Below are 21258 nucleotides of genomic sequence, written 5' to 3' on the forward strand. Positions count from 1 at the left end.
CGAACCCGAAATGTGGTTGCCTCACTAACTAGGACGAATGAGAACGCAAAAACTGCAACCCACCCGTAAAAAAAATGGTGTTCTTCTTCAAGACGTTCCATTGCCCGGTAACACGTAAAATTTTCATCTGGCCATTCGTCTGATCGGGATAGAGCCCGAACCCGAGGAGTGCCCGTGTTTCCACTTTCCCATCCCATGGCGTGCGCAGGCCTGGCCGCTGCGCTGTTGGCGGTGAGCGTTGCCGTACACGCGCAGCCCGCCACTGATGCCAGCGCGCAGATTCGTCGAACCAGTTACGGGGTGCCGCATATCGTGGCCAAGGATGAGCGCGGCCTGGGCTATGGCGTCGGCTATGCCTATGCCCAGGACAACCTGTGCCTGCTGGCCAACGAGGTGCTGACCGTCAGTGGTGAGCGCTCACGCCATTTTGGTGCCAACGGCAAGACCCTGGAGCAGCGTGACAACCTGGCCAGCGACGTGTTTTTCACTTGGCTCAACAGCCCAGTGGCGGTCGATACGTTCCTGCAGGCGCAGCCGGCGCAGGTGCAAGCATTGCTGGCGGGTTATGCCAGCGGCTACAACCGGGCGCTGGCCGAGCGCCGCCGCGGGGGGCTACCCGCCGAATGCGGTAACGGTGAGTGGTTGCGACCGATCACCAGCCAGGACCTGGTCAAGCTGACCCGTCGCCTGTTGGCCGAGGGTGGCGTCGGGCAGTTCGTCGAGGCGCTGGCAGGCGCGCAACCCCCTGCACAGGCTCGCCAGCAGGCGCCGGCAGGCTTCGCCGCTGCGCTGGCGTGGCAAGCGCGCTTTGCCACGGAGCGCGGTAGTAATGCGGTGGCGGTCGGGGCACAGCGTTCGGCCAATGGCCGTGGCCTGTTGCTGGCCAACCCGCATTTCCCGTGGATGGGCGGCATGCGCTTCTACCAGATGCAGTTGACCATTCCCGGCCAGCTCGATGTGATGGGCGCGGCATTGCCGGGCCTGCCGGTGGTCAACATTGGTTTCAACAGGCACCTGGCCTGGACGCATACCGTCGACACGTCCAAACACTTCACTTTGTACCGGCTGCAGCTCGACCCCAAGGACCCGACCCGCTACCTGCTGGATGGCAAGTCGCTGCCATTGGCCCGGCAAACCATCAGCGTTGCCGTCAAGGCTGAGGATGGCAGCCTCGGTCAGGTGGAGCGGCAGGTCTACAGTTCGCAATTCGGCCCGGTGGTGCAATGGCCCGGGCGCCTGGATTGGGATGCGCATGTGGCCTACAGCTTGCGTGACGCCAACCTCGACAACACCCGGGTGCTGCAACAGTGGTACCAGATCAATCGTGCCGATAACCTGGCAGCGTTGAAAGGCTCGGTCGAGCAGTTGCAGGGTATCCCTTGGGTCAACACCCTGGCCGTGGACCCAGGGGGGCGGGCGTTGTACCTGAACCAATCGGTGGTGCCATATGTGGATCAGCAACTGCTCGGCGCTTGCAGCACCCCGCAAGGGCAAGGGCCCGTAGTGGTGCTGGACGGCTCGCGTAGCGCCTGCCAATGGAAGATCGACGCGAACGCTGCGCAACCGGGAATCTTCCCGGCGCGACTGCTGCCGAGCCTTGAACGCGAGGACTTCGTGCAGAACTCCAACGACCCGGCCTGGTTGGCCAACCCGGCGCAGCCGCTGACCGGCTATTCACCCTTGATCAGCCGCAGTGACCAGCCGCTGGGCATGCGCGGCCGTTTCGCCCTGCAGCGCCTGCAGGGCACGGCAAGGCTGAGCGTTGATGACTTGCAGCGCATGGTGACCGACGACGAGGTTTACCTGGCCAGCCTGGTGCTGCCAGACCTGCTGCAATGGTGCCAGGGCGCCGCCATAGAGGTACAGGCCGTGTGCAGCAGCCTGGCTGCCTGGAATGGCAAGGCCGACCTCGACAGTGGCATTGGTCTGGTGCATTTCCAGAACCTGTTCACTGCCCTGGCCGAGCACCCGGAAAGCTGGCGTGTGGCCTTTGACCCGGCAGACCCGCAGCACACGCCGCGTGGTCTGGCGGTGGAGCAGGCGGCCGTGCGCAAACGGGTGCATGACGCGGCACTGGCGTCGCTCAAGCAGGTGAACGACAGCGGTGTCGCGGAGGGGACGCGTTGGGGGCAGGTGCAGCAGGCGCTCGATGGCACGCCGGTACCCGGTGGTCCGCAGGCTCTGGGCGTGTACAACGCGATGTACAGTGTGCCGCACGGGCAGGGCAAGCGGTTGGTGGTCAGCGGTACCAGCTACCTGCAACTGGTCAGCTTCACCGACAAAGGGCCAGAGGCTCGTGGGTTATTGGCATTCTCCCAGTCGAGCGAAGCGGCTTCAGCCCATGCCAGTGACCAGACCAAGGCATTTGCGGCCAAGCAACTGGCGGTGATTCCGTTTACCGAGGCGCAGATCAAGGCAGACCCGGAGTACCGGGAAGTGGTGATCAGTGAGCGGGACAAAGGGGCGGTGGTTCAGCAGTGAGGCATTCTGGCCTCTTCGCGGGCAAGCCCGCTCCCACAGGTACGCCACAGATTTTCATACTTGTGGTGTACCGGTGGGAGCGGGCTTGCCCGCGAAAGGGCCGGTACTGCCAGTCCTGTAATGTCAGGCAAATTCGAACGGCGCCAGCTGAAACCCTTGCTCATCTACTTGCAAGGCCCAGCCGCGGCGGTCCCAGTCGCCCAGCACGATGCGCCGTGCCGGTTCCCCATCAACCACCAGCTTGTGAATCGCTGGCCGGTGGGTATGGCCATGCACCAGCGTGCGCACGCCATGCGCCGCCATCACCTTGGGTACTTCCTCCGGTGTGACGTCGACAATTTCGGTGGACTTCATCCGCACTTGCGTGCTGCTTTCGCTGCGCAGTTTGCGCGCCAGCTTGTAGCGGGCTGACAGCGGCAGGTGACGCAAGACCCACAAGCTCAGCGGGTTGCGCAGCAAGCGGCGCATTTTCATGTAACCCAGGTCGCGGGTGCACAAGGTGTCGCCATGCATCAGCAGCACCTGTTCACCGCCCAGCTCGATCACACTGGGGTCGCTCAACAACGTGCAGCCCGCAGCGTCGCAGAAGGCCTGGCCGATCAGGAAGTCACGGTTGCCATGCATCAGGAAGATGGCTGTACCGCTGTCGCTCAGCCGGCGCATGGCTTGGCAGATCGACTGCTGAAAGGGCGTCATGGCATCGTCGCCGATCCACGCTTCGAAGAAGTCGCCCAGGATGTACAACGCCTTGGCGTGGCGGGCACGGCCGTCGAGCAGATCAAGAAACGCCCGGGAAATGTCCGGGCGCTCTTCTTGCAAATGCAGATCGGAGATCAGCAGTATCACCCAATGATCTCGGCTTTCTCGATGATCACGTCTTCTTTTGGTACGTCCTGGTGGCCAGCCTTGGAACCGGTGGCGACCTTCTCGATGGCATCAACCACTTCACGGCCTTCAATCACTTCACCGAATACCGCGTAGCCCCAGCCCTGTACGTTCTTGCCGCTGTGGTTGAGGAAGTCGTTGTCCGAGGCATTGATGAAGAACTGCGCCGAAGCAGAGTGCGGCTCCATGGTGCGAGCCATGGCGATGGTGTACTTGGCGTTTTTCAGGCCGTTGTCAGCTTCGTTCTGGATGCTGGCACGCTTGTCGCGCTTTTCGTTCATGCCTGGCTCGAAACCGCCGCCCTGAATCATGAAGCCCTTGATCACGCGGTGGAACACGGTGTTGGTGTAGTGGCCTGCGTTGACGTATTCGATGAAGTTGGCCACGGTAATCGGGGCTTTTTCAGCGTTCAGTTCAATGACGATGTCGCCGTGGTTGGTGGTCAGTTTGACTTTGGACATGCTGAAACTCGCTTTTTCAAGGCAATCGGGAATTAGGGTGCGCAGGGCGCCGGTTATCACCTGACGCATGTTCAGGCGATCACGACACATGGCGCGCACTGGCCATTTTGCCAGGCTGCGGCAAAAAGCCGTGATAAATCACGCCAGTTTGTCCGGGCCCGACTGTCAGCAGCTTGACTGCTTCGGCTATGATAGGCCCTTTGTTTCAATCGGCCTACCCAGGCCGGACACGTGCATTCAAGGATCCTATGAGCAAGCCCACTGCCGACAACGCGCCCAACGCCGCTGCCAAAGGCGCCCCCGCTGTCCCTGCGAACTTCCTGCGGCCGATCATCCAGGCCGACCTGGACTCGGGCAAGCACAGCAGCATCGTCACCCGCTTCCCGCCGGAGCCCAACGGCTACCTGCACATCGGTCATGCCAAGTCGATCTGTGTCAACTTCGGCCTGGCCAAGGAATTCGGGGGCGTCTGCCACCTGCGTTTCGATGACACCAACCCGGCCAAGGAAGACCAGGAATACATCGACGCCATTCAGAGCGACGTCAAATGGCTGGGCTTCGACTGGGCCGGCGACGTGCGTTATGCGTCCAGCTACTTCGACCAGCTGCACGAATGGGCGCTCGAGCTGATCAAGCGTGGCAAGGCCTATGTCTGCGACCTGACCCCTGATCAAGCCAAGGAATACCGCGGCAATCTCAAGGAGCCGGGCAGGAACAGCCCATTCCGCGAGCGTAGCGTGGAAGAAAACCTCGACCTGTTCGCCCGCATGAAGGCCGGCGAGTTCAAGGACGGCGAGCGCGTGCTGCGGGCGAAGATCGACATGGCTTCGCCAAACATGAACCTGCGCGACCCGATCCTGTACCGCATCCGCCATGCCCACCATCACCAGACCGGTGACAAATGGTGCATCTACCCCAACTATGACTTCACCCACGGCCAGTCGGACGCCATCGAGGGCATCACCCACTCGATCTGCACCCTGGAGTTCGAAGGGCATCGTCCGCTGTACGACTGGTTCCTCGACAACCTGCCCGTGCCGGCGCACCCGCGCCAGTACGAGTTCAGCCGCCTGAACCTGAACTACACCATCACGTCCAAGCGCAAGCTCAAGCAGCTGGTTGACGAAAAGCACGTCGACGCCTGGGACGACCCGCGCATGTCGACCCTGTCCGGCTTCCGTCGCCGTGGCTACACCCCGGCTTCGATCCGCAACTTCTGCGAAATGATCGGCACCAACCGCTCCGACGGCGTGGTCGACATGTCGATGCTCGAATTCAGCATCCGTGACGACCTGGACCGCACCGCACCGCGCGCCATGTGCGTACTGCGCCCGCTGAGAGTGGTCATCACCAACTACCCGGAAGGCCAGGTGGAGCAACTTGAGCTGCCGCGCCACCCTAAAGAAGACATGGGCGTGCGTGTGCTGCCGTTCGCACGCGAGCTGTACATCGACCGCGATGACTTCATGGAAGAGCCGCCGAAGGGCTACAAGCGCCTGGAGCCGGCCGGTGAAGTGCGCCTGCGCGGGAGCTACGTGATCCGCGCCGACGAGGCCATCAAGGACGCCGACGGCACTATCGTCGAGCTGCGTTGCTCGTACGACCCGGACACCCTGGGCAAGAATCCTGAAGGCCGCAAGGTCAAGGGCGTGATCCACTGGGTGCCGGCCGAGGGCAGCGTCGAGTGCGAAGTGCGCCTGTACGACCGCCTGTTCCGCTCGCCGAACCCGGAAAAGACCGAGGAGGGCGGCAGCTTCCTGGACAACATCAACCCAGACTCGCTGCAAGTGCTCAGCGGTTGCCGTGCCGAGCCTTCGCTGGCCCAGGCGCAGCCTGAGGACCGTTTCCAGTTCGAGCGCGAAGGCTACTTCTGCGCCGACCTGAAAGACAGCCAGCCGGGCCGCCCGGTGTTCAACCGCACTGTCACCCTGCGTGACTCCTGGGGCAGCTGAGGAAACGCCGTGCTTACCATTTACAACACCCTGAGCAAAGCGAAGGAAACCTTCAAGCCGCTGGATGGCAACAAGGTGCGCATGTACGTGTGCGGCATGACCGTATACGACTACTGCCACCTGGGCCATGGCCGCAGCATGGTGGCCTTCGACCTGGTCACCCGCTGGCTGCGCAAGAGCGGCTACGAGCTGACTTATGTGCGCAACATCACCGATATCGATGACAAGATCATCAACCGCGCCAACGAGAACGGTGAAAGCTTCGAAGCCCTGACTGCTCGTATGATCGATGCGATGCATGAAGACGAGCGCCGCCTGAACATCCTGCCGCCAGACCAGGAGCCGCGTGCCACCGACCATATCGCCGGCATGCACGCGATGATCCAGACCCTGATCGACAAGGGTTACGCCTATGCCCCGGGCAACGGCGACGTGTACTACCGCGTCGGCAAGTTCGTCGGCTACGGCAAGCTGTCGCGCAAGAAAATCGAAGACCTGCGCATCGGTGCACGCATCGAGGTCGACGAAGCCAAGCAGGACCCACTGGACTTCGTGCTATGGAAGGGCGTCAAGCCGGGCGAACCGAGCTGGGAATCGCCATGGGGCCCGGGCCGTCCGGGCTGGCACATCGAGTGCTCGGTGATGTCCACCTGCTGCCTGGGTGAGAGCTTCGACATTCACGGCGGCGGCAGCGACCTGGAATTCCCGCACCACGAGAACGAGATTGCCCAGAGCGAGGCGGCCACTGGCAAGCAGTACGCCAACGCCTGGATGCACTGTGGCATGATCCGGATCAACGGCGAGAAGATGTCGAAGTCGTTGAACAACTTCTTCACCATCCGCGATGTGCTCGAGAAGTACCACCCGGAAGTGGTGCGCTACCTGCTGGTGGCCAGCCACTACCGCAGCGCGATCAACTACTCCGAAGACAGCCTGCGCGACGCCAAGGGTGCGCTGGAGCGCTTCTACCACGCCTTGCGTGGTTTGCCACGGGTGGCGGCCAAGGGCGGCGAGGCGTTTGTCGAGCGTTTCAGTGTGGCGATGAACGACGACTTCGGTACCCCCGAGGCCTGCGCCGTGCTGTTCGACCTGGTGCGGGAAATCAATCGCCTGCGCGACAGCGACCCGCAGGCTGCTGCCGGCCTGGCTGGCCGCCTGCGCGAGCTGGGTGAAGTGCTGGGTGTGCTGCAACTGGAAGCCGATGACTTCCTGCGTGCGGGTGCCGAAGGCAAGGTTGATGCTGGCGAGGTGGAAGGCCTGATACAGGCGCGGCTGCAGGCTCGTGCGGACAAGAACTGGGCCGAGTCTGATCGTATTCGCGACCAGCTGACCGCCATGGGTGTGGTACTGGAAGACAGCAAAGGCTCTACTACCTGGCGTCTGGCTGACTGATCCAATGGCGCGAAGGGGCTGCCATGCAGCCCTTTCGCGACACGCTAGTGAACAGCAGCCACCGGTTCGCTGCCCAGTACCGCTCGCCCTGGCTTCATGCCGACCGCCAGCGCCGATAAGATCAGGGCAATACACAGCCACTCCCACCCGCTAGGCACCTCATCCACGATCAAGGCTGAGCTGGCGATGCCGAAAACCGGAATCAGCAGCGAAAGCGGCGCTACCCTGGACACTGGGTATTCGCGCAACAGGTAATTCCATCCCCAGTAGCAAAAGTGTGTTGCGGCATACACCTGGAATAACAGGCAAAAGACCACGACGGCATTCGCCTGCGCTGCCAGTGCGACGAACGCGGCTGTGCCATGCAGCCACCAGGCCAGCGACAGCAAAGGTATTGGCGCGAAAAGGCTGGCCCATATGACGAAGGCAAATATCTCCTTCACCTTTGACAGCTTGATGATGACGTTGCCGATGCTCCAGGCTAGCGCGCTGATCAAGAGCAGCAGCAAACCTGTGGTCGTGGTTTTGCCGGGGCTTACTGCCAGAATGCCAACCAACCCTGTTGCCGCCAGCGCGATGCCGACCAATTGGGTGCCGGTCAGGCGTTCGCGAAACAGTAAACAGCCCCACGCCAGGGTAAAAAATGCACTGAACTGAATCAGTAGCGAGGCGCTGCCGGCTGGCACCCCCATGGCGATCCCGAGATTGATCAGTGCCCACATCGCTACGCCAAAGATCAGGCCATATGCAGCTAGCCAATGGACAGCGACCTTCGGGCGCTTCACAAAAAACACCCACGGCAATGCGCACAGTGCGAAGCGTAAGCCTGTGAGCAGGAGTGGGTCTATGTGGGCCAAACCCAGTTTTGTGAGCGGGAAGTTGAGGCCCCATAGGGCTGTAACCAGGACGGCAAGGATCATGTGTTTTCTGTGCATGGTTTGGCAATCTACTGATGTCGCGGCAGTGCGCCTTGACGCTTCCGTTAATATGCCGGCCAGCGGTTTGGCCCGCTTTCAATTGAAGGTCAAATCTGATTAAAATCAGGCCATGACAAACGCTGAAGACACGCTGTACGGCAACACGCTGTGTGAAGTGGTGGTTACAAGGAAGGCTTTTGCCGACGGCGAATCTTTCCCGAAACACCGTCACGATCGAGGGCAGTTTGCCTTTGCCGCCTGCGGCGTGATCACAGTGGCAACTGAAGCGGGCAACTGGGCTGTGCCGCCGTTGCGGGCCATTTGGGTGCCTGCGCGACTGGCCCATGCAATGCAGATGCGCGGCCCGGTCATCATGCTCAATGCCTACATTTGCCCGCAGGCAGCCGAGCGGGTCGGCCTACCTCGGCATTGCCAGGTCTTCGCCGTTTCCCCATTGGTGCAGCAACTGCTTGAGAAGGCGATCGAAGTGCCTGCCCAGCACCCCCTACAGGGGCGTCATGCCTGCTTGATGGGCTTGCTGCTGCATGAGATTGCCGACATGCCGGCGCTTTCGCTGAATGCGCCGATCCCCGAGGAACCGCGCCTTGCCCAGGCATGCAAGGCGTTTCTGGCGGCACCCTCGCTGCAAACAGGTATCGATGGAATGGCGCAATGGGCATGCATGAGCCGGCGCACGTTCACACGCCAGTTTCGCTTGTACACCGGGATCAGCTTTATCGAATGGCGCCAGCAGGCATGCTTGCTGGATGCCGTGGTTCGGCTTGGAAAGGGTGAGCCCGTCACGCGCGTCGCGATGGCGCTTGGCTACAGCAGCCCGAGCGCCTTTGCGACCGTGTTCAAGCGTTTGCTGGGCGAGGCGCCCAGCCGTTACTTTGATACCCCTATCAATGGGCAATGCAGTACCAGCCTGGCGCCACCCAGCTCGCTGGCGCCTATCTCCAGTCCAAACCCATGAAGGTCAACGATCGCGGCAACGATCGACAGACCCAGCCCGAAGCCCGCGTGGCGGTGACCTTCCTCGCTGCGATAGAACCGCTTCAGCACGGCCGTACGCTCTTCTTCGGGGATGCCCGGCCCGCTGTCCTCGATAGCCAGGTGCACACCGGTGTCGTCGTGTGTTGCGCAAATGCGCACTTGCCCACCCTCGGGCGTGAACTTGATACCGTTGCCCACAAGGTTGGCCAGGGCCTCAAACAGCAGTTCGCGGTCACCGTGCAGTGCCGGCAGCTGTGCGGGCTGGTGCAATTCCAGGTGGATGCCGCCATCCTCGGCCAAAGGCAGGTAGAAGTCGTGCAGTTCGACCAGCAGTTCATGGGGGTCAAGCTGGACGAAGCCGGCCCGGCGCTGGCGATCTTCCAGTTCGCTGATGCGCAGCAACCCGCGAAAACGCGCCATCAGGGTGTCGGTTTCGCCGATGGCCTGGTCCAGCGCCTCGGCTTGCGTGGAGTCGACGTCGCTCTGCTGGCGAATGCGGTACAGCTGGGCACGCAGGCGTGTAAGCGGGGTACGCAGGTCATGGGCAATGTTGTCGCACACACCCTTGACCTCATGCATCAGCCGCTCGATGCGGTCGAGCATGGCGTTGACGATGGCGGCCAACATGTCCAGCTCGTCGCGCCGGGCCGACAAGGGCAGACGGTGGGTCAGGTCGCCGGCAACGATCAGCTCGGCCTGGGCCTGGATCGCGCGGATACGCTTTAGCGGCCGGCGGCGCAACAAGTACCAGCCGGCAAAACCTGGGATCAGCGTCAAGGAGATACCCCAGAGCAGGGCGTCGAGAATGATCCGGGTAACCACGAACAGTGAGCCGTTATCGCGGAACAGTACCAGCCAGCGGCCATCTTGCACTTTGATCGCCACCGCATCGCAGCTGTCGCGGGGAAGGTGTGGGTCGTCGGCATCCAGGCAGCGTTTCAACTCATGGATCTTGCCGTCCAGCCTGAGCTCCGGGGGCAGGGTACGCACACTGCCGCCAATCGGGTTGAGCTGGGTGTCGAACAGGCCATAGGCATCAAAGCTGCGTTCTTCGAAGGCCTGGCTGGCAATCAGGGCGTCGTCCAGCTGCTTGCCGCTCATGTGTGCGAACAGATGCTGTCGCTGCAGCATTGAATGGCGGGTGAGCTTGTTCAGGTAGCTGGACACCTCGAAGTACAGCACGCCCATGAGGATGCTGCTCCAGGCCACGAACAGGAAACTGTACAGCGCCAGCAGGCGGCTGGTGGAAGAGCTCCAGCCTTTAGACGGGTTCAGCAATGGCATAGCCGGAGCCCCGTACCGTACGGATCAGCGGCGACTGGCCGGGGGCGTCGATTTTCTTGCGCAGGCGGCCGATGTGCACGTCGATCAGGTTGGTGCCGGGATCGAAGTGGTAGCCCCAGACTTCTTCGAAAATCATCATCCGCGTGATCACCTGGCCGCTGTGGCGCATCAGGTATTCCAGCAGTTTGTATTCGGTGGGCAGCAGGTTGAGCGTATTGTCGCCGCGGCGCGCCTCGTGGCTGATCAGGTCCAGTTGCAGGTCCGCAACCTGCAGGCGGGTCTGGGTCATGGGCACGCTGTTACGGCGCAGCAATACCTCGACACGTGCGGCCATCTCGTCGGAGGCAAACGGCTTGGTCAGGTAGTCGTCACCGCCTGCACGCAGGCCGCGTACGCGTTCGTCGACGTCCGACAGGGCGCTGATCATCAGGATCGGCGTGGCGATCTTGAGGCTGCGCAGGGTGGTGACGATGGTCAGGCCATCGACCTCGGGGAGCATGCGGTCCAGGGTGATCAGGTCGTAGCCCCCGGCAATGGCTTTGGCCAGGCCTTCACGGCCATTGTCGGCCCACTCCACCTCCAGGCCGTGGCTGGTAAGTTCGGCGACGATTTCCTGGCCGGTGACGGCGTCGTCTTCGATGGTCAGTACGCGAGGCATGCTGGTTCCTGGGCATCTAATGGAGATTTGATTGTGCCAAAGAATAGACAACCGGCGATTTAAGAAAAATTCATCTAGCGTCTTTTACCTGCGCTGGCCTCCTCGCGGGTTCACCCGCGAAGCAAGCGGCGTGGTGTTTCAGCGGGCGCCGATACCTTCGGCATGCATGATCTGCGCAATGATCGGCACCGGGGTCATCAGGTGCGAGCGCATCATGGCGCTGGCGCGCTTGGCGTCGCGGGCTAGAATCACCTCGACCAGCGCCGCATGCTCCTGGCGCTTGAGCTCCAGGGCCTGTTCGGAGAACACCGTCTGCGTCAGCCACAGGTGGCGGTAGCGCTCGGCCTGGTCGAACAGATAGGTGCGTGCCTGCAGCAGGTGCTTGGAGCCGCAGCCCGAGGCAATGGCGGTATGAAACGCCTTATGCCGCTCGTCCCACACATCCAGGCGCTGCTCGCGGGTTTTCACTTCCACCACCTTGGCCAGGGTATGCGAGTGGGCCAGCACTGACGCTTCCCAGGTGTCGTCGCCGCGCTCGATGGCCAGGGCAATGATCATCGCCTCCAGGTTGGCGCGGGCATCGTAGATGTCGTTCATCTCGTCCAGCGACATGGGCGCCACCCGGTAGCCTTTCTGGCTGATGGCATTGACCAGGTGCTCTGCCACCAGTTGCGACAACGCTTCGCGCAGCGGGCCCACGCCCAGGTCGTAGCGCTCCTTCAGGGCGCTCATCAACAGCTTTTCGCCGGGCTTGAACACGCCACGGATGATGTCCTTCTTGAGCCTCTCATACCCGCTGAATGCTGAGTTTTGTCGGGGGGCGAGCGCTTCCAAGATCCTGTTCCTCAAAACGTTTTGGCGATCATACCGAAACCGTCTGCCGACGAAAAACAGTGGATAAAAAACATAAGTGTCGCTCAAATACAAAAATGTAGACATTCTCATCTAGTGGCGATACTTTTACCTCGCCCGCACTGATCCAGGTCACATCCGGACGGCGCTTTCCACTTTTTTGCCAGGACACTGCCATGAACGCTTTTACGCAGATCGACGAACTTGTGATGCCACTGCCGCTCGAGCCCCGTGGTTACACGATTGCCCCTTCGAAACAGTCGCCGCGCCTGCTTGAACTGACTTTCGCCCGGGAAACTGTCGAAGCGTTCGTCGAGGCCGTTGCCCAGTGGCCGGTTCAGGCGCTGGAGTACAAGTCGTTCCTGCGCTTCCGGCTGGGTGAAATCCTTGACGAGCTGTGCCAGGGCACCCTGCGCCCGGTGCTGCTCAACACCATCCTTGATCGCGCCACCGGCGGCATGCTGATTACCCCGGTGGGCCTGGATGACGTGAGCCAGGCCGAGGACATGGTCAAGTTCACCACCGCTTGCGCACACCTGATCGGCCGCTCTAACTACGACGCCATGAGCGGCCAGTTCTATGCCCGCTTTGTGGTAGTCAACTCCGACAACTCCGACAGCTACCTGCGCCAGCCGCATCGGGTCATGGAACTGCACAACGACGGCACCTTCGTGAACCAGATCACCGATTACGTGCTGATGCTGAAGATCGACGAAAAGAACATGGAAGGCGGTAACTCCCTGCTGCTGCACCTGGACGACTGGGAGCAATGCGAGGAATTCTTCCGCCACCCGATGGCCCGCCGCGAAATGCGCTGGACCGCGCCGCCGAGCAAGAAGGTCGCCGAAGATGTGTTCCACTCGGTATTCGACACCGACGGCGAAGGCCGCCCGACCATGCGCTACATTGACCAGTTCGTGCAGCCGGAAAACTATGAAGAAGGCATCTGGCTGAACGCCCTGTCCGATTCGCTGGAAGGCAGCGCGAAGAAGGTTTCGGTGCCGGTGGCGGTGGGTAGCTTCCTGCTGATCAACAACCTGTTCTGGCTGCATGGCCGCGACCGCTTCACCCCACACGAAGGCCTGCGCCGTGAACTGATGCGCCAGCGGGGTTACGTCGCGTTCCCCAAACCGCTGTACCAGCGCGGGCAATAATGACAGGACGCAGGGCGGGCGCCCGCCCATGCGTCTTTGCACAAAATGATGCCACCGGGCCCCGCGTGGGCCTTGGTGAGCGAGCCAGGCAATGCCTGCGTGTGAGGTAAGGCTGTGTACGATTTCATCATTATTGGCGGTGGCATTGTGGGCATGTCCACGGCCATGCACCTGATCAAGGTGTACCCGGAGGCGAAGATTCTCCTGCTGGAAAAGGAATCCGGCCCGGCCCGCCACCAGACCGGTCACAACAGCGGCGTTATTCACGCTGGCGTGTACTACACCCCCGGCAGCCTCAAGGCGCGCTTCTGCCTGGAAGGCAACAAGGCCACCAAGGCCTTCTGCACCCAGCACGGCATCCGCTTCGATGAGTGCGGCAAGCTGCTGGTGGCCACCAACGAGCTGGAAATGCAGCGCATGAAAGCGCTGTGGGAGCGTACCGCGGCCAACGGGCTGGAGCGCTATTGGCTGTCGGCAGACGAACTGCGCGAACGCGAGCCCAATATCGTGGGGATGGGGGGCATCTTCGTGCCGTCCAGCGGCATCGTCAATTACGCCGAAGTAACCGCTGCAATGGGCGCAGAATTCCAGCGTGCCGGCGGCGAGATTCGCTATGGCGCAGAGGTGATCGGCCTGCAGGAGCACGCCAGCGAAGTGGTCGTGCGCACTCAGCGCGACGAGTTCCGTAGCCGTTTCCTGGTCACGTGCTCGGGCCTGATGGCCGACCGCGTGGTCAGCATGCTGGGCCTGCGCACCGAGTTTGTCATCTGTCCGTTCCGGGGCGAGTACTACTTGCTGCCCAAACAGCACAACCAGATCGTCAACCACCTGATCTACCCGATTCCCGACCCGTCGATGCCGTTTTTGGGCGTGCACCTGACCCGCATGATCGATGGCACCGTCACGGTTGGCCCCAACGCCGTACTGGCGATGAAGCGCGAGGGCTACCGCAAGACCGATGTCAGCCCCGGCGACCTGTTCCAGACCCTGACCACCCCCGGCATTCTCAAGGTGCTGGCGAAGAACTTCCGCCCAGGCCTGATCGAGATGAAAAACTCGCTGTTCAAGGGCGGGTATCTCAAGCAGGTGCAGAAGTACTGCCCGAGTATCACCAAGGCCGACCTCACGCCTTACCCGGCCGGCGTGCGTGCCCAGGCGGTGTCGCGCGATGGCAAGCTGATCGACGATTTCCTGTTCGTCAACACCGCGCGCAGCGTCAACGTGTGCAACGCACCGTCGCCGGCTGCCACTTCAGCCATCCCGATCGGCGCCTACATCGTCGAGAAGGTGTGTGAGCAGGTCACTCGCGCAGGTGGCAATGCCCCCAAGGCGGACCTGGCGGCCCGCCAGCGGGCGGCCAGCTGACGATACCGCAGTACGTTCTGCGGTTTCCGCTTACTCAACCCGTACTGCCCTGCACTCAGGGCAGGGCGGGCTTTTTCGCGCCTGCGTCGGCCACCGTGCAGCCGGCGGCCCCAGCGTGGGCATGACAAAAACAACAAGGTAGTGCCATGCAAACCCACAAGAACAATTTGAGTCATGGATTGAAATCACGGCATGTCACCATGCTGTCCATTGCCGGTGTGATCGGCGCCGGCCTGTTCGTCGGCTCTGGTCGTGCCATTGCTGAAGCGGGGCCGGCCACCATCCTGGCCTACATCCTGGCCGGCGGCCTGGTGGTGCTGGTGATGCGCATGCTGGCCGAAATGGCGGTTGCTTCGCCGGATACCGGTTCGTTTTCTACCTATGCCGACCTCGCCATCGGCAAGTGGGCGGGCTATACCATCGGTTGGTTGTACTGGTGGTTCTGGGTACTGATCATTCCCATCGAAGCCAATATTGCCGCCACCATCATCAATTCCTGGGTCCCGCAGATGGAGATCTGGGTCTTGTCGTTGGTGATTACCTTGTTGCTGACGGCCACCAACCTGTTCAGCGTGAAGAACTACGGTGAGTTCGAATTCTGGCTGGCACTGGTAAAAGTGGTGGCCATCGTCGCGTTCATTGCACTGGGTGTGTGCGCCATTTTTGGCCTGTTGCCCGGTTCCGGTGTCAGTGGTGTTTCGCGCCTGTGGGATACCGGCGGTTTCATGCCCAATGGCTTTGGCGCGGTGCTGAGCGCCATGCTGATCACCATGTTCTCGTTTCTCGGCGCCGAGGTGGTGACCATTGCCGCAGCTGAATCCTCTGATGCGGGCAAGCATATTTCCAAGGCCACCAATTCGGTGATCTGGCGGATCACCTTGTTCTATATCCTGTCGATATTCATCGTCATCGCGCTGGTCCCCTGGACTGACCCGCGCCTGGCGACCGAGGGGTCCTATGTCACGGTGCTGGACACCCTGGGCGTGGCGAATGCCAAGGCCATCATCGACTTTGTGGTGCTGACTTCGGTCACCAGTTGCCTGAACTCTTCGCTGTATACCGCTTCGCGCATGATGTACTCGCTGAGCTGTCGCGGTGATGCACCGACCTGTGCCCAGGTGACCAGCCGCAGTGGCACGCCTGTGGTCGCGGTGCTGCTCTCCACCGGTGCGGCGTTTTTGGCAGTGATCGCCAATTACCTGGTGCCGGCCAAAGTATTTGGCTTCCTCATGGCCAGCTCGGGCGCCATCGCCTTGCTGGTGTACCTGGTCATCGCGGTGTCCCAGCTGCGCCTGCGCCAGCGCCTGACCGCACAGGGCAAGACGCTGGGTTACCGCATGTGGCTGTTCCCGTGGCTGACCTGGGGTGTGATCGTGTTCATCAGCAGCGTGCTGGTAGTGATGCTCCTGCGTCCAGATCACCGGGTGGAAGTGGTGTCGACCATGGTGCTGGCGGTGCTGGTGGTATGTTCAGGCTTGCTGGTCACGCGCCGACGGGCGCGCGGCGTGCCGATGAACAGCGCAGGGCAGGGCGTTTGATCAGCCTGGGCTGAAGACAGACGAGCAAGTCGCACCCGGCTGTGAGAGGATGTCCCCCATCACAGCCAGGACCCCGAACACAGCCTGATGAAGACACCCAAAAGAATCGAACCCCTGATCGAAGACGGCCTGGTCGACGAAGTACTGCGGCCGCTGATGAGTGGCAAGGAGGCCGCCGTGTACGTGGTGCGCTGCGGCAACCAGGTGCGCTGCGCCAAGGTCTATAAAGAAGCCAACAAGCGCAGCTTCCGCCAGGCCGCCGAATACCAGGAAGGCCGCAAGGTGCGTAATAGCCGCCAGGCCCGGGCCATGGCCAAGGGCAGCAAGTTCGGCCGTAAAGAAGCCGAAGATGCCTGGCAGAACGCCGAAGTTGCCGCATTGTTCCGCCTGGCCGGTGCTGGTGTAAGGGTGCCCAAGCCCTACGACTTCCAGGACGGCGTGCTGTTGATGGAGCTGGTGACCGATGCCGATGGCGACGCGGCCCCGCGCCTGAACGACGTGCACCTGGAAGCCGAGGAAGCGCGCACGTTCCACGCTTTTGTCATTCGCCAGATTGTGCTGATGCTATGTGCGGGGCTGGTGCATGGCGACCTGTCCGAGTTCAACGTGCTGCTCGGCCCGGACGGGCCGGTGATCATCGACTTGCCGCAGGCGGTGGATGCAGCCGCCAACAACCACGCTTTCAGCATGCTGCAGCGCGATGTGGACAACATGGCCCATTATTTCGGGCGCTTTGCCCCGGAGCTGAAAAGCACTCGGTATGCGCAGGAGATGTGGGCGTTGTTCGAGGCCGGTGATTTGCTGCCCGACAGCCCGTTGACGGGGGTGTTCGAGGATGACGAACATGAAGCTGACGTGACCGGGGTGATGCGCGAGATCGACGCCGCTCGGCTGGATGATGCACGCCGCCGTGCAGCGCGTGACGAGGCTGAGCATGGAGTGGTCAAGGCAGAGGAGCCCACGCCGCCCTGGTTGCAGTGAGGCGTTGCAGGCGCCTCACAACTTTGTGAGGCTTTTCCCGTATCTTGTCAGGCTACATCCGGGCGACGCGATGCATGGCCCCGGCTGCGCCGGGGTTCGCGGGACAAGCCCGCTCCCACAGAGTCACCGCTAAATCTGTAAATCAGCGTTTGTTCTGCGTGAGCGGGTTCACCCGCGAAGGGGCCGGCACAGGCTAAACCTGGCCATTGCCATTGACGCAAGACACAATCTCGTCATTTAGCCTTTTCACTGGCGCGCGACAGGCATAAGGTATACGCCGTTCAAAATGCCCTGGAGCTGTCATGTCCAACCAATTCCCGTCCGTTCGTCCACGCCGCCTGCGCCAGAACGAGTCCCTGCGCACGATCTTCCAGGAAACCGAATTCCGCCTGGAAGACCTGATCCTGCCGATCTTTGTCGAAGAGGGCATCGATGACTTCGTGCCGATTACCAGCATGCCCGGGGTCAACCGCATCCCCGAGAAGCTGCTGGCCCAGGAAATCGAACGCTATGCCCGCGCCGGTATCAAGTCGGTGATGACCTTTGGCGTATCGCACAACCTGGACGCCACCGGCAGCGACACCTGGAACGAAAACGGCCTGGTCGCGCGCATGTCGCGCATCTGCAAGGACACCGTGCCGGAAATGGTGGTGATGTCCGACACCTGCTTCTGCGAATACACCAGCCACGGCCACTGCGGCGTACTGCATGACCATGGCGTGGACAACGATGCCACCTTGGCCAACCTGGGCAGGCAGGCGGTCATTGCCGCCGCTGCCGGTGCCGACTTCATCGCCCCCTCGGCAGCAATGGACGGCCAGGTCCAGGCCATCCGTCGCGCGCTGGATGGTGCCGGGTTCCATGACACCGCGATCATGGCCTACTCCACCAAGTTCGCCTCGTCGCTGTACGGCCCGTTCCGTGAAGCCGGTGGCACCGCGCTGAAGGGCGACCGCAAGAGCTACCAGATGAACCCCATGAACCGCCGCGAAGCGGTGCGCGAATCGCTGCTGGACGAACAGGAAGGGGCGGACGTGCTGATGGTCAAGCCGGCCGGTGCCTACCTTGACGTGATCGCCGACATCCGCGCCGCCTCGCGCCTGCCGTTGGCGGCGTATCAGGTGAGTGGTGAGTACGCAATGATCAAGTTCGGCGGCCTCGCGGGCGCCATCGATGAAGGCCGGGTGGTGCGTGAAAGCATCGGCGCGATCAAGCGTGCCGGTGCCGACCTGATCCTGACCTACTTTGCCATGGACCTGGCGCGCGAAGGTATCTGAAGCCCGGGGCTCGGTATGAAAAAGCCGCTGCTACTGCAGCGGCTTTTCTGTCTGCACTGTTGGTGATGCGGCGCAAATGCACAAAAAATCAGTAAGCGCTGAATTATTTAGTGTCCCGTTGTATCTGATCCCTTAGAGCATTCATCGACAGGGATACGGGTATGAAACCTCGCAAGAAACGCGTCCAGCCAATCGGGCTGAAGGACATCACCATCGTCGACGACGCCAAGATGAAGAAGGCCATCACCGCTGCCGCGCTGGGCAATGCGATGGAGTGGTTCGACTTTGGCGTATACGGCTTCGTGGCTTACGCCCTGGGCAAGGTGTTTTTCCCCAACGCCGACCCCAGTGTGCAGATGATCGCAGCGCTGGCCACCTTCTCGGTGCCGTTCCTGATCCGGCCGTTGGGCGGGTTGTTCTTCGGCGCATTGGGCGACAAGTTCGGGCGGCAGAAAATCCTCGCCGCCACCATCGTCATCATGTCGCTCAGCACCTTTGCCATCGGCCTTATACCGTCTTATGCCAGCATCGGCATCTGGGCGCCCATCCTGTTGCTGCTGGCCAAGATGGCCCAGGGTTTTTCGGTGGGCGGCGAGTACACCGGCGCGTCGATCTTCGTGGCCGAATACGCCCCCGACCGCAAGCGGGGTTTTCTCGGTAGCTGGCTGGACTTCGGCTCGATTGCCGGCTTTGTGCTGGGCGCGGGGGTGGTGGTGCTGATTTCCACCATACTGGGCGAAGAAAAGTTCCTTGAATGGGGATGGCGCCTGCCGTTCTTCCTGGCCTTGCCGCTGGGCATCATCGGCCTTTACCTGCGCCATGCGCTGGAAGAAACACCCGCGTTCCAGCAGCATGTCGACAAGCTGGAGCAGGGCGACCGCGAAGGCCTGGCCTCCGGCCCCAAGGTGTCGTTCAAGGAAGTGGCCACACAGCACTGGCGCAGCCTGGTGACCTGCATCGGCGTGGTGATTGCCACCAACGTCACCTATTACATGCTGCTGACCTACATGCCGAGCTATCTGTCGCACAACCTGCATTACAGCGAAGACCATGGCGTGCTGATCATCATTGCGATCATGGTTGGCATGCTGTTCGTGCAGCCTGTGATCGGCCTGCTCAGCGACAAGTTCGGCCGCCGGCCGTTCATTATCGTGGGCAGTGTCGGCCTGTTCGCCCTGGCCATCCCGGCGTTCATGCTGATCAACAGCGGCGTGCTGGGGGTGATTTTTGCCGGGCTGCTGATCATTGCCGTGCTGCTGAACTTCTTCATCGGTGTGATGGCCTCGACGCTGCCGGCTATGTTCCCTACGCACATCCGCTACAGCGCCTTGGCGGCTGCTTTCAACATTTCGGTGCTGATCGCCGGGCTCACCCCGACGCTCACTGCCTGGCTGGTGGAGAGCACGGGCGACCTGTACATGCCGGCCTATTACCTGATGGTGATCGCAGCTATTGGCTTGCTGACTGGGTTGACCATGAAGGAAACCGCCAACAAGCCGCTGCGCGGCGCGGCACCGGCGGCATCGGACATTGATGAAGCGCGCGAGCTGTTGCAGGAGCACCACGACAACATCGAGCAAAAGATCGAAGACATCGATGCGCAGATCGCCGAGCTGGAAGCCAAGCGCCAGACCCTGGCACAGCAGCACCCGCGCATTGATTGATCAGCGCGGCATGTAGCCACGCTGCCAGCCGCGCGGTATGAACCGCGACACCAGGGCCAGCACGCAGGCCAGCGCGCAACTGCCAGCCAGTGCCTGCAGGCCCAGGCGCTGCTGCAACCAGGCGCCCAACGCGGCCCCCAGCAGCATGCCGGCCCAGGGCACCAGCTGCACCCGCCAGCCGTTGCGCCGTTCGCCCATCAGCCAACGGCCCAGGCCACGGCCGAAGCGGGACAGGGCGCCGGTGACGTAAGTCAGGCCGATAGGCAGGCCGTTCACCTGTTCAACCACGGCATTGATCATGCCCATGGCCAGCGTGGCGGCCAACAATGCCGGGAAGGTGGCCGCCAACGGCCACGCCGCTGCGAACGCCAGCAGTACCGCAACCATCAGCAACACGGGCCAGGCCCGGCGGCGCAAGCCACGGGCCAGCAGCACGCCCAGCGCATTGCCAGCGACGAAGCCCAGTATCGCGCCACTCAGGCGCAGCACCAGCGCAAGGTCTGCCTCACTGATGGCCACGGCCAGGCGTGTGGTATTGCCACTCATGAACGACACGAAGTCGCCCAACGCCAGCAGGCCTATGGCATCGGTCATGCCAGCCAGCACTGACAAACCAGCGACCAGGCCAAGGCCGACACGGCCACGCAACACTTGCAGGCGTAGCCGCCTGGCCGTGCGCGCGGGAAGGGCGTTGGGCAGCATGGTCAGGCCTCAGGGCAGCAGTTTTTCGCGGGCCAGGGTGCCTTTGATGGTGCGTTCTACCACATCAACCAGCACCATGGTCTGGTGATCGACCTCGATATTGAGCTGATCGCCGGCCTTGTAGCTGGCAAAAGTGGTCTGGCGCAGGGTTTCCGGGATCAGGTTGATGGTGATGACGTTGTCGTCGACATCGGCGACGGTCAGGCTGCAGCCATTGACCCCGATGAAACCGCGTGGGAACACGTACTTGCCCCATTCCGGGGGCATGCGGAACTTGATGAAGGCGCCGGTTTCCTTGATCGACAGTTCGACGATTTCGGCGGTGGTGGCGATATGGCCGGCCATCAGGTGGCCACCGACTTCGGCGTTCATTTTCGCCGAACGTTCAATGTTGACCCCCTGGCCCGCCTTGAAGAAGCGTAGGTTGGTGCGTTCGAGCGTGGCGGTCATGGCGTCGAACCTGACTTGGGTGCCGGCGATTTCGGTGACCGACAGACAGGTGCCTTCGACACTGACGCTGGCGCCGATCTTCAATTCGTCGAGCAGTTCCGGGGTGAGGTCGATCGTGAACTGGTTGTGGCCCGGGTAGGTGGTCACATCAAGCAGAGGGCGGACGGCCTGAACGATGCCGGTGTACATGGAGTTGCTCCTGGGCACGGAAAAGAAATCTCCCGAACGCTATGCCCGTAGCGCTGTAAT

At 61.9% G+C, this 21258-nt stretch carries 18 protein-coding genes; 10 read left to right on the plus strand and 8 right to left on the minus strand.

The genetic code is table 11. The annotated features are described in order from the left end of the window. The first annotated feature begins 174 nt into the window (after positions 1–174). Positions 175–2481, plus strand: a complete 2307-nt coding sequence (locus CKW35_RS03370) for an acylase (protein WP_095115081.1) — start codon at positions 175–177, stop codon at positions 2479–2481. A 123-nt stretch (positions 2482–2604) separates the two neighbouring features. Here the strand turns inward: CKW35_RS03370 and CKW35_RS03375 are convergent, their stop codons facing one another. Together CKW35_RS03375 and CKW35_RS03380 are read right to left on the minus strand one after the other, a co-directional pair. Further along, the gene (locus CKW35_RS03375) at positions 2605–3327 is read right to left on the minus strand and encodes a UDP-2,3-diacylglucosamine diphosphatase (RefSeq protein ID WP_016486545.1); all 723 of its coding nucleotides are present in this window, start codon (positions 3325–3327) and stop codon (positions 2605–2607) included. Then, the gene (locus CKW35_RS03380) at positions 3324–3827 is read right to left on the minus strand and encodes a peptidylprolyl isomerase (protein WP_031311992.1); all 504 of its coding nucleotides are present in this window, start codon (positions 3825–3827) and stop codon (positions 3324–3326) included. The genes CKW35_RS03375 and CKW35_RS03380 overlap by 4 nt, the downstream gene beginning before the upstream one ends. 248 nt (positions 3828–4075) lie before the next feature. On the opposite strand from CKW35_RS03380, the gene CKW35_RS03385 reads away from it, so the two are divergent. Together CKW35_RS03385 and cysS are read left to right on the plus strand one after the other, a co-directional pair. After that, a complete protein-coding gene (locus CKW35_RS03385) occupies positions 4076–5779 on the plus strand; it encodes a glutamine--tRNA ligase/YqeY domain fusion protein (RefSeq protein ID WP_095115082.1) in 1704 nt (567 codons plus the stop codon). Between the two features lie 9 nt (positions 5780–5788). Continuing rightward, positions 5789–7171, plus strand: a complete 1383-nt coding sequence (cysS, locus tag CKW35_RS03390) for a cysteine--tRNA ligase (RefSeq protein ID WP_060516609.1) — start codon at positions 5789–5791, stop codon at positions 7169–7171. Between the two features lie 44 nt (positions 7172–7215). On the opposite strand, the gene CKW35_RS03395 is transcribed toward cysS, so the two are convergent. After that, positions 7216–8106: an EamA family transporter gene (locus CKW35_RS03395; protein ID WP_095115083.1), complete on the minus strand. Its 891-nt coding sequence runs from the start codon at positions 8104–8106 to the stop codon at positions 7216–7218. Positions 8107–8218: 112 nt separating this feature from the next. Here CKW35_RS03395 and CKW35_RS03400 point away from each other — a divergent pair, with 112 nt between their 5' ends. Continuing rightward, positions 8219–9064 carry a helix-turn-helix domain-containing protein gene (locus CKW35_RS03400; RefSeq protein ID WP_016486550.1) on the plus strand — a complete coding sequence of 282 codons (846 nt, stop codon included), beginning with the start codon at positions 8219–8221 and terminating at the stop codon, positions 9062–9064. Here the strand turns inward: CKW35_RS03400 and CKW35_RS03405 are convergent. The 3 genes from CKW35_RS03405 to csiR all read right to left on the minus strand — a co-directional run bounded on the left by CKW35_RS03405 (position 8977) and on the right by csiR (position 11860). Beyond that, the gene (locus CKW35_RS03405; protein WP_070086506.1) at positions 8977–10368 is read right to left on the minus strand and encodes a HAMP domain-containing sensor histidine kinase; all 1392 of its coding nucleotides are present in this window, start codon (positions 10366–10368) and stop codon (positions 8977–8979) included. The genes CKW35_RS03400 and CKW35_RS03405 overlap by 88 nt on opposite strands. Continuing rightward, complete coding sequence (locus CKW35_RS03410) at positions 10346–11026, minus strand: response regulator transcription factor (RefSeq protein WP_016486552.1); 681 nt, start codon at positions 11024–11026, stop codon at positions 10346–10348. The genes CKW35_RS03405 and CKW35_RS03410 overlap by 23 nt, the downstream gene beginning before the upstream one ends. A 138-nt stretch (positions 11027–11164) precedes the next feature. Further along, the gene (csiR, locus tag CKW35_RS03415; protein WP_016486553.1) at positions 11165–11860 is read right to left on the minus strand and encodes a DNA-binding transcriptional regulator CsiR; all 696 of its coding nucleotides are present in this window, start codon (positions 11858–11860) and stop codon (positions 11165–11167) included. A gap of 194 nt (positions 11861–12054) precedes the next feature. On the opposite strand from csiR, the gene glaH reads away from it, so the two are divergent. From glaH to proP, 6 genes are all read left to right on the plus strand, one after another. Then, positions 12055–13032, plus strand: a complete 978-nt coding sequence (gene glaH / locus CKW35_RS03420) for a glutarate dioxygenase GlaH (protein WP_023047992.1) — start codon at positions 12055–12057, stop codon at positions 13030–13032. Positions 13033–13146: 114 nt separating this feature from the next. Next, positions 13147–14397: an L-2-hydroxyglutarate oxidase gene (gene lhgO, locus CKW35_RS03425; protein WP_016486555.1), complete on the plus strand. Its 1251-nt coding sequence runs from the start codon at positions 13147–13149 to the stop codon at positions 14395–14397. A gap of 146 nt (positions 14398–14543) precedes the next feature. After that, positions 14544–15935, plus strand: coding sequence for a GABA permease (gene gabP, locus CKW35_RS03430; RefSeq protein ID WP_016486556.1), 1392 nt, complete (start codon positions 14544–14546; stop codon positions 15933–15935). An 87-nt stretch (positions 15936–16022) separates the two neighbouring features. After that, positions 16023–16916, plus strand: coding sequence for a PA4780 family RIO1-like protein kinase (locus CKW35_RS03435; RefSeq protein WP_095115085.1), 894 nt, complete (start codon positions 16023–16025; stop codon positions 16914–16916). 302 nt (positions 16917–17218) lie between these two features. After that, entirely contained in the window at positions 17219–18193 is a 975-nt protein-coding gene (gene hemB / locus CKW35_RS03440) for a porphobilinogen synthase (RefSeq protein WP_060516602.1), read from the plus strand. A gap of 161 nt (positions 18194–18354) precedes the next feature. Then, positions 18355–19857 carry a glycine betaine/L-proline transporter ProP gene (proP, locus tag CKW35_RS03445; RefSeq protein WP_023047996.1) on the plus strand — a complete coding sequence of 501 codons (1503 nt, stop codon included), beginning with the start codon at positions 18355–18357 and terminating at the stop codon, positions 19855–19857. Here the strand turns inward: proP and CKW35_RS03450 are convergent, their stop codons facing one another. Both CKW35_RS03450 and CKW35_RS03455 read right to left on the minus strand, forming a co-directional pair. Further along, positions 19858–20559 (minus strand): YoaK family protein, encoded by a 702-nt coding sequence (locus CKW35_RS03450; protein ID WP_016486560.1) that lies wholly within the window; start codon positions 20557–20559, stop codon positions 19858–19860. A 9-nt stretch (positions 20560–20568) separates the two neighbouring features. After that, a complete protein-coding gene (locus tag CKW35_RS03455) occupies positions 20569–21198 on the minus strand; it encodes a riboflavin synthase subunit alpha (RefSeq protein ID WP_095115087.1) in 630 nt (209 codons plus the stop codon). Between the last annotated feature and the right edge of the window lie 60 nt (positions 21199–21258).

This window comes from Pseudomonas sp. Irchel 3F3, assembly GCF_900187545.1.
Lineage (GTDB): Bacteria > Pseudomonadota > Gammaproteobacteria > Pseudomonadales > Pseudomonadaceae > Aquipseudomonas > Aquipseudomonas fortuita.

What these genes read in the sequence shown, in the direction of transcription:
- CKW35_RS03380 (WP_031311992.1), bottom strand. Translation starts at nt 3,827, where the DNA reads ATGTCCAAAGTCAAACTGACCACCAACCACGGCGACATCGTCATTGAA.
- CKW35_RS03385 (WP_095115082.1), top strand. Translation starts at nt 4,076, where the DNA reads ATGAGCAAGCCCACTGCCGACAACGCGCCCAACGCCGCTGCCAAAGGC.
- CKW35_RS03395 (WP_095115083.1), bottom strand. Translation starts at nt 8,106, where the DNA reads ATGCACAGAAAACACATGATCCTTGCCGTCCTGGTTACAGCCCTATGG.
- CKW35_RS03400 (WP_016486550.1), top strand. Translation starts at nt 8,219, where the DNA reads ATGACAAACGCTGAAGACACGCTGTACGGCAACACGCTGTGTGAAGTG.
- CKW35_RS03405 (WP_070086506.1), bottom strand. Translation starts at nt 10,368, where the DNA reads ATGCCATTGCTGAACCCGTCTAAAGGCTGGAGCTCTTCCACCAGCCGC.
- CKW35_RS03410 (WP_016486552.1), bottom strand. Translation starts at nt 11,026, where the DNA reads ATGCCTCGCGTACTGACCATCGAAGACGACGCCGTCACCGGCCAGGAA.
- glaH (WP_023047992.1), top strand. Translation starts at nt 12,055, where the DNA reads ATGAACGCTTTTACGCAGATCGACGAACTTGTGATGCCACTGCCGCTC.
- gabP (WP_016486556.1), top strand. Translation starts at nt 14,544, where the DNA reads ATGCAAACCCACAAGAACAATTTGAGTCATGGATTGAAATCACGGCAT.
- CKW35_RS03435 (WP_095115085.1), top strand. Translation starts at nt 16,023, where the DNA reads ATGAAGACACCCAAAAGAATCGAACCCCTGATCGAAGACGGCCTGGTC.
- hemB (WP_060516602.1), top strand. Translation starts at nt 17,219, where the DNA reads ATGTCCAACCAATTCCCGTCCGTTCGTCCACGCCGCCTGCGCCAGAAC.
- proP (WP_023047996.1), top strand. Translation starts at nt 18,355, where the DNA reads ATGAAACCTCGCAAGAAACGCGTCCAGCCAATCGGGCTGAAGGACATC.
- CKW35_RS03450 (WP_016486560.1), bottom strand. Translation starts at nt 20,559, where the DNA reads ATGCTGCCCAACGCCCTTCCCGCGCGCACGGCCAGGCGGCTACGCCTG.
- CKW35_RS03455 (WP_095115087.1), bottom strand. Translation starts at nt 21,198, where the DNA reads ATGTACACCGGCATCGTTCAGGCCGTCCGCCCTCTGCTTGATGTGACC.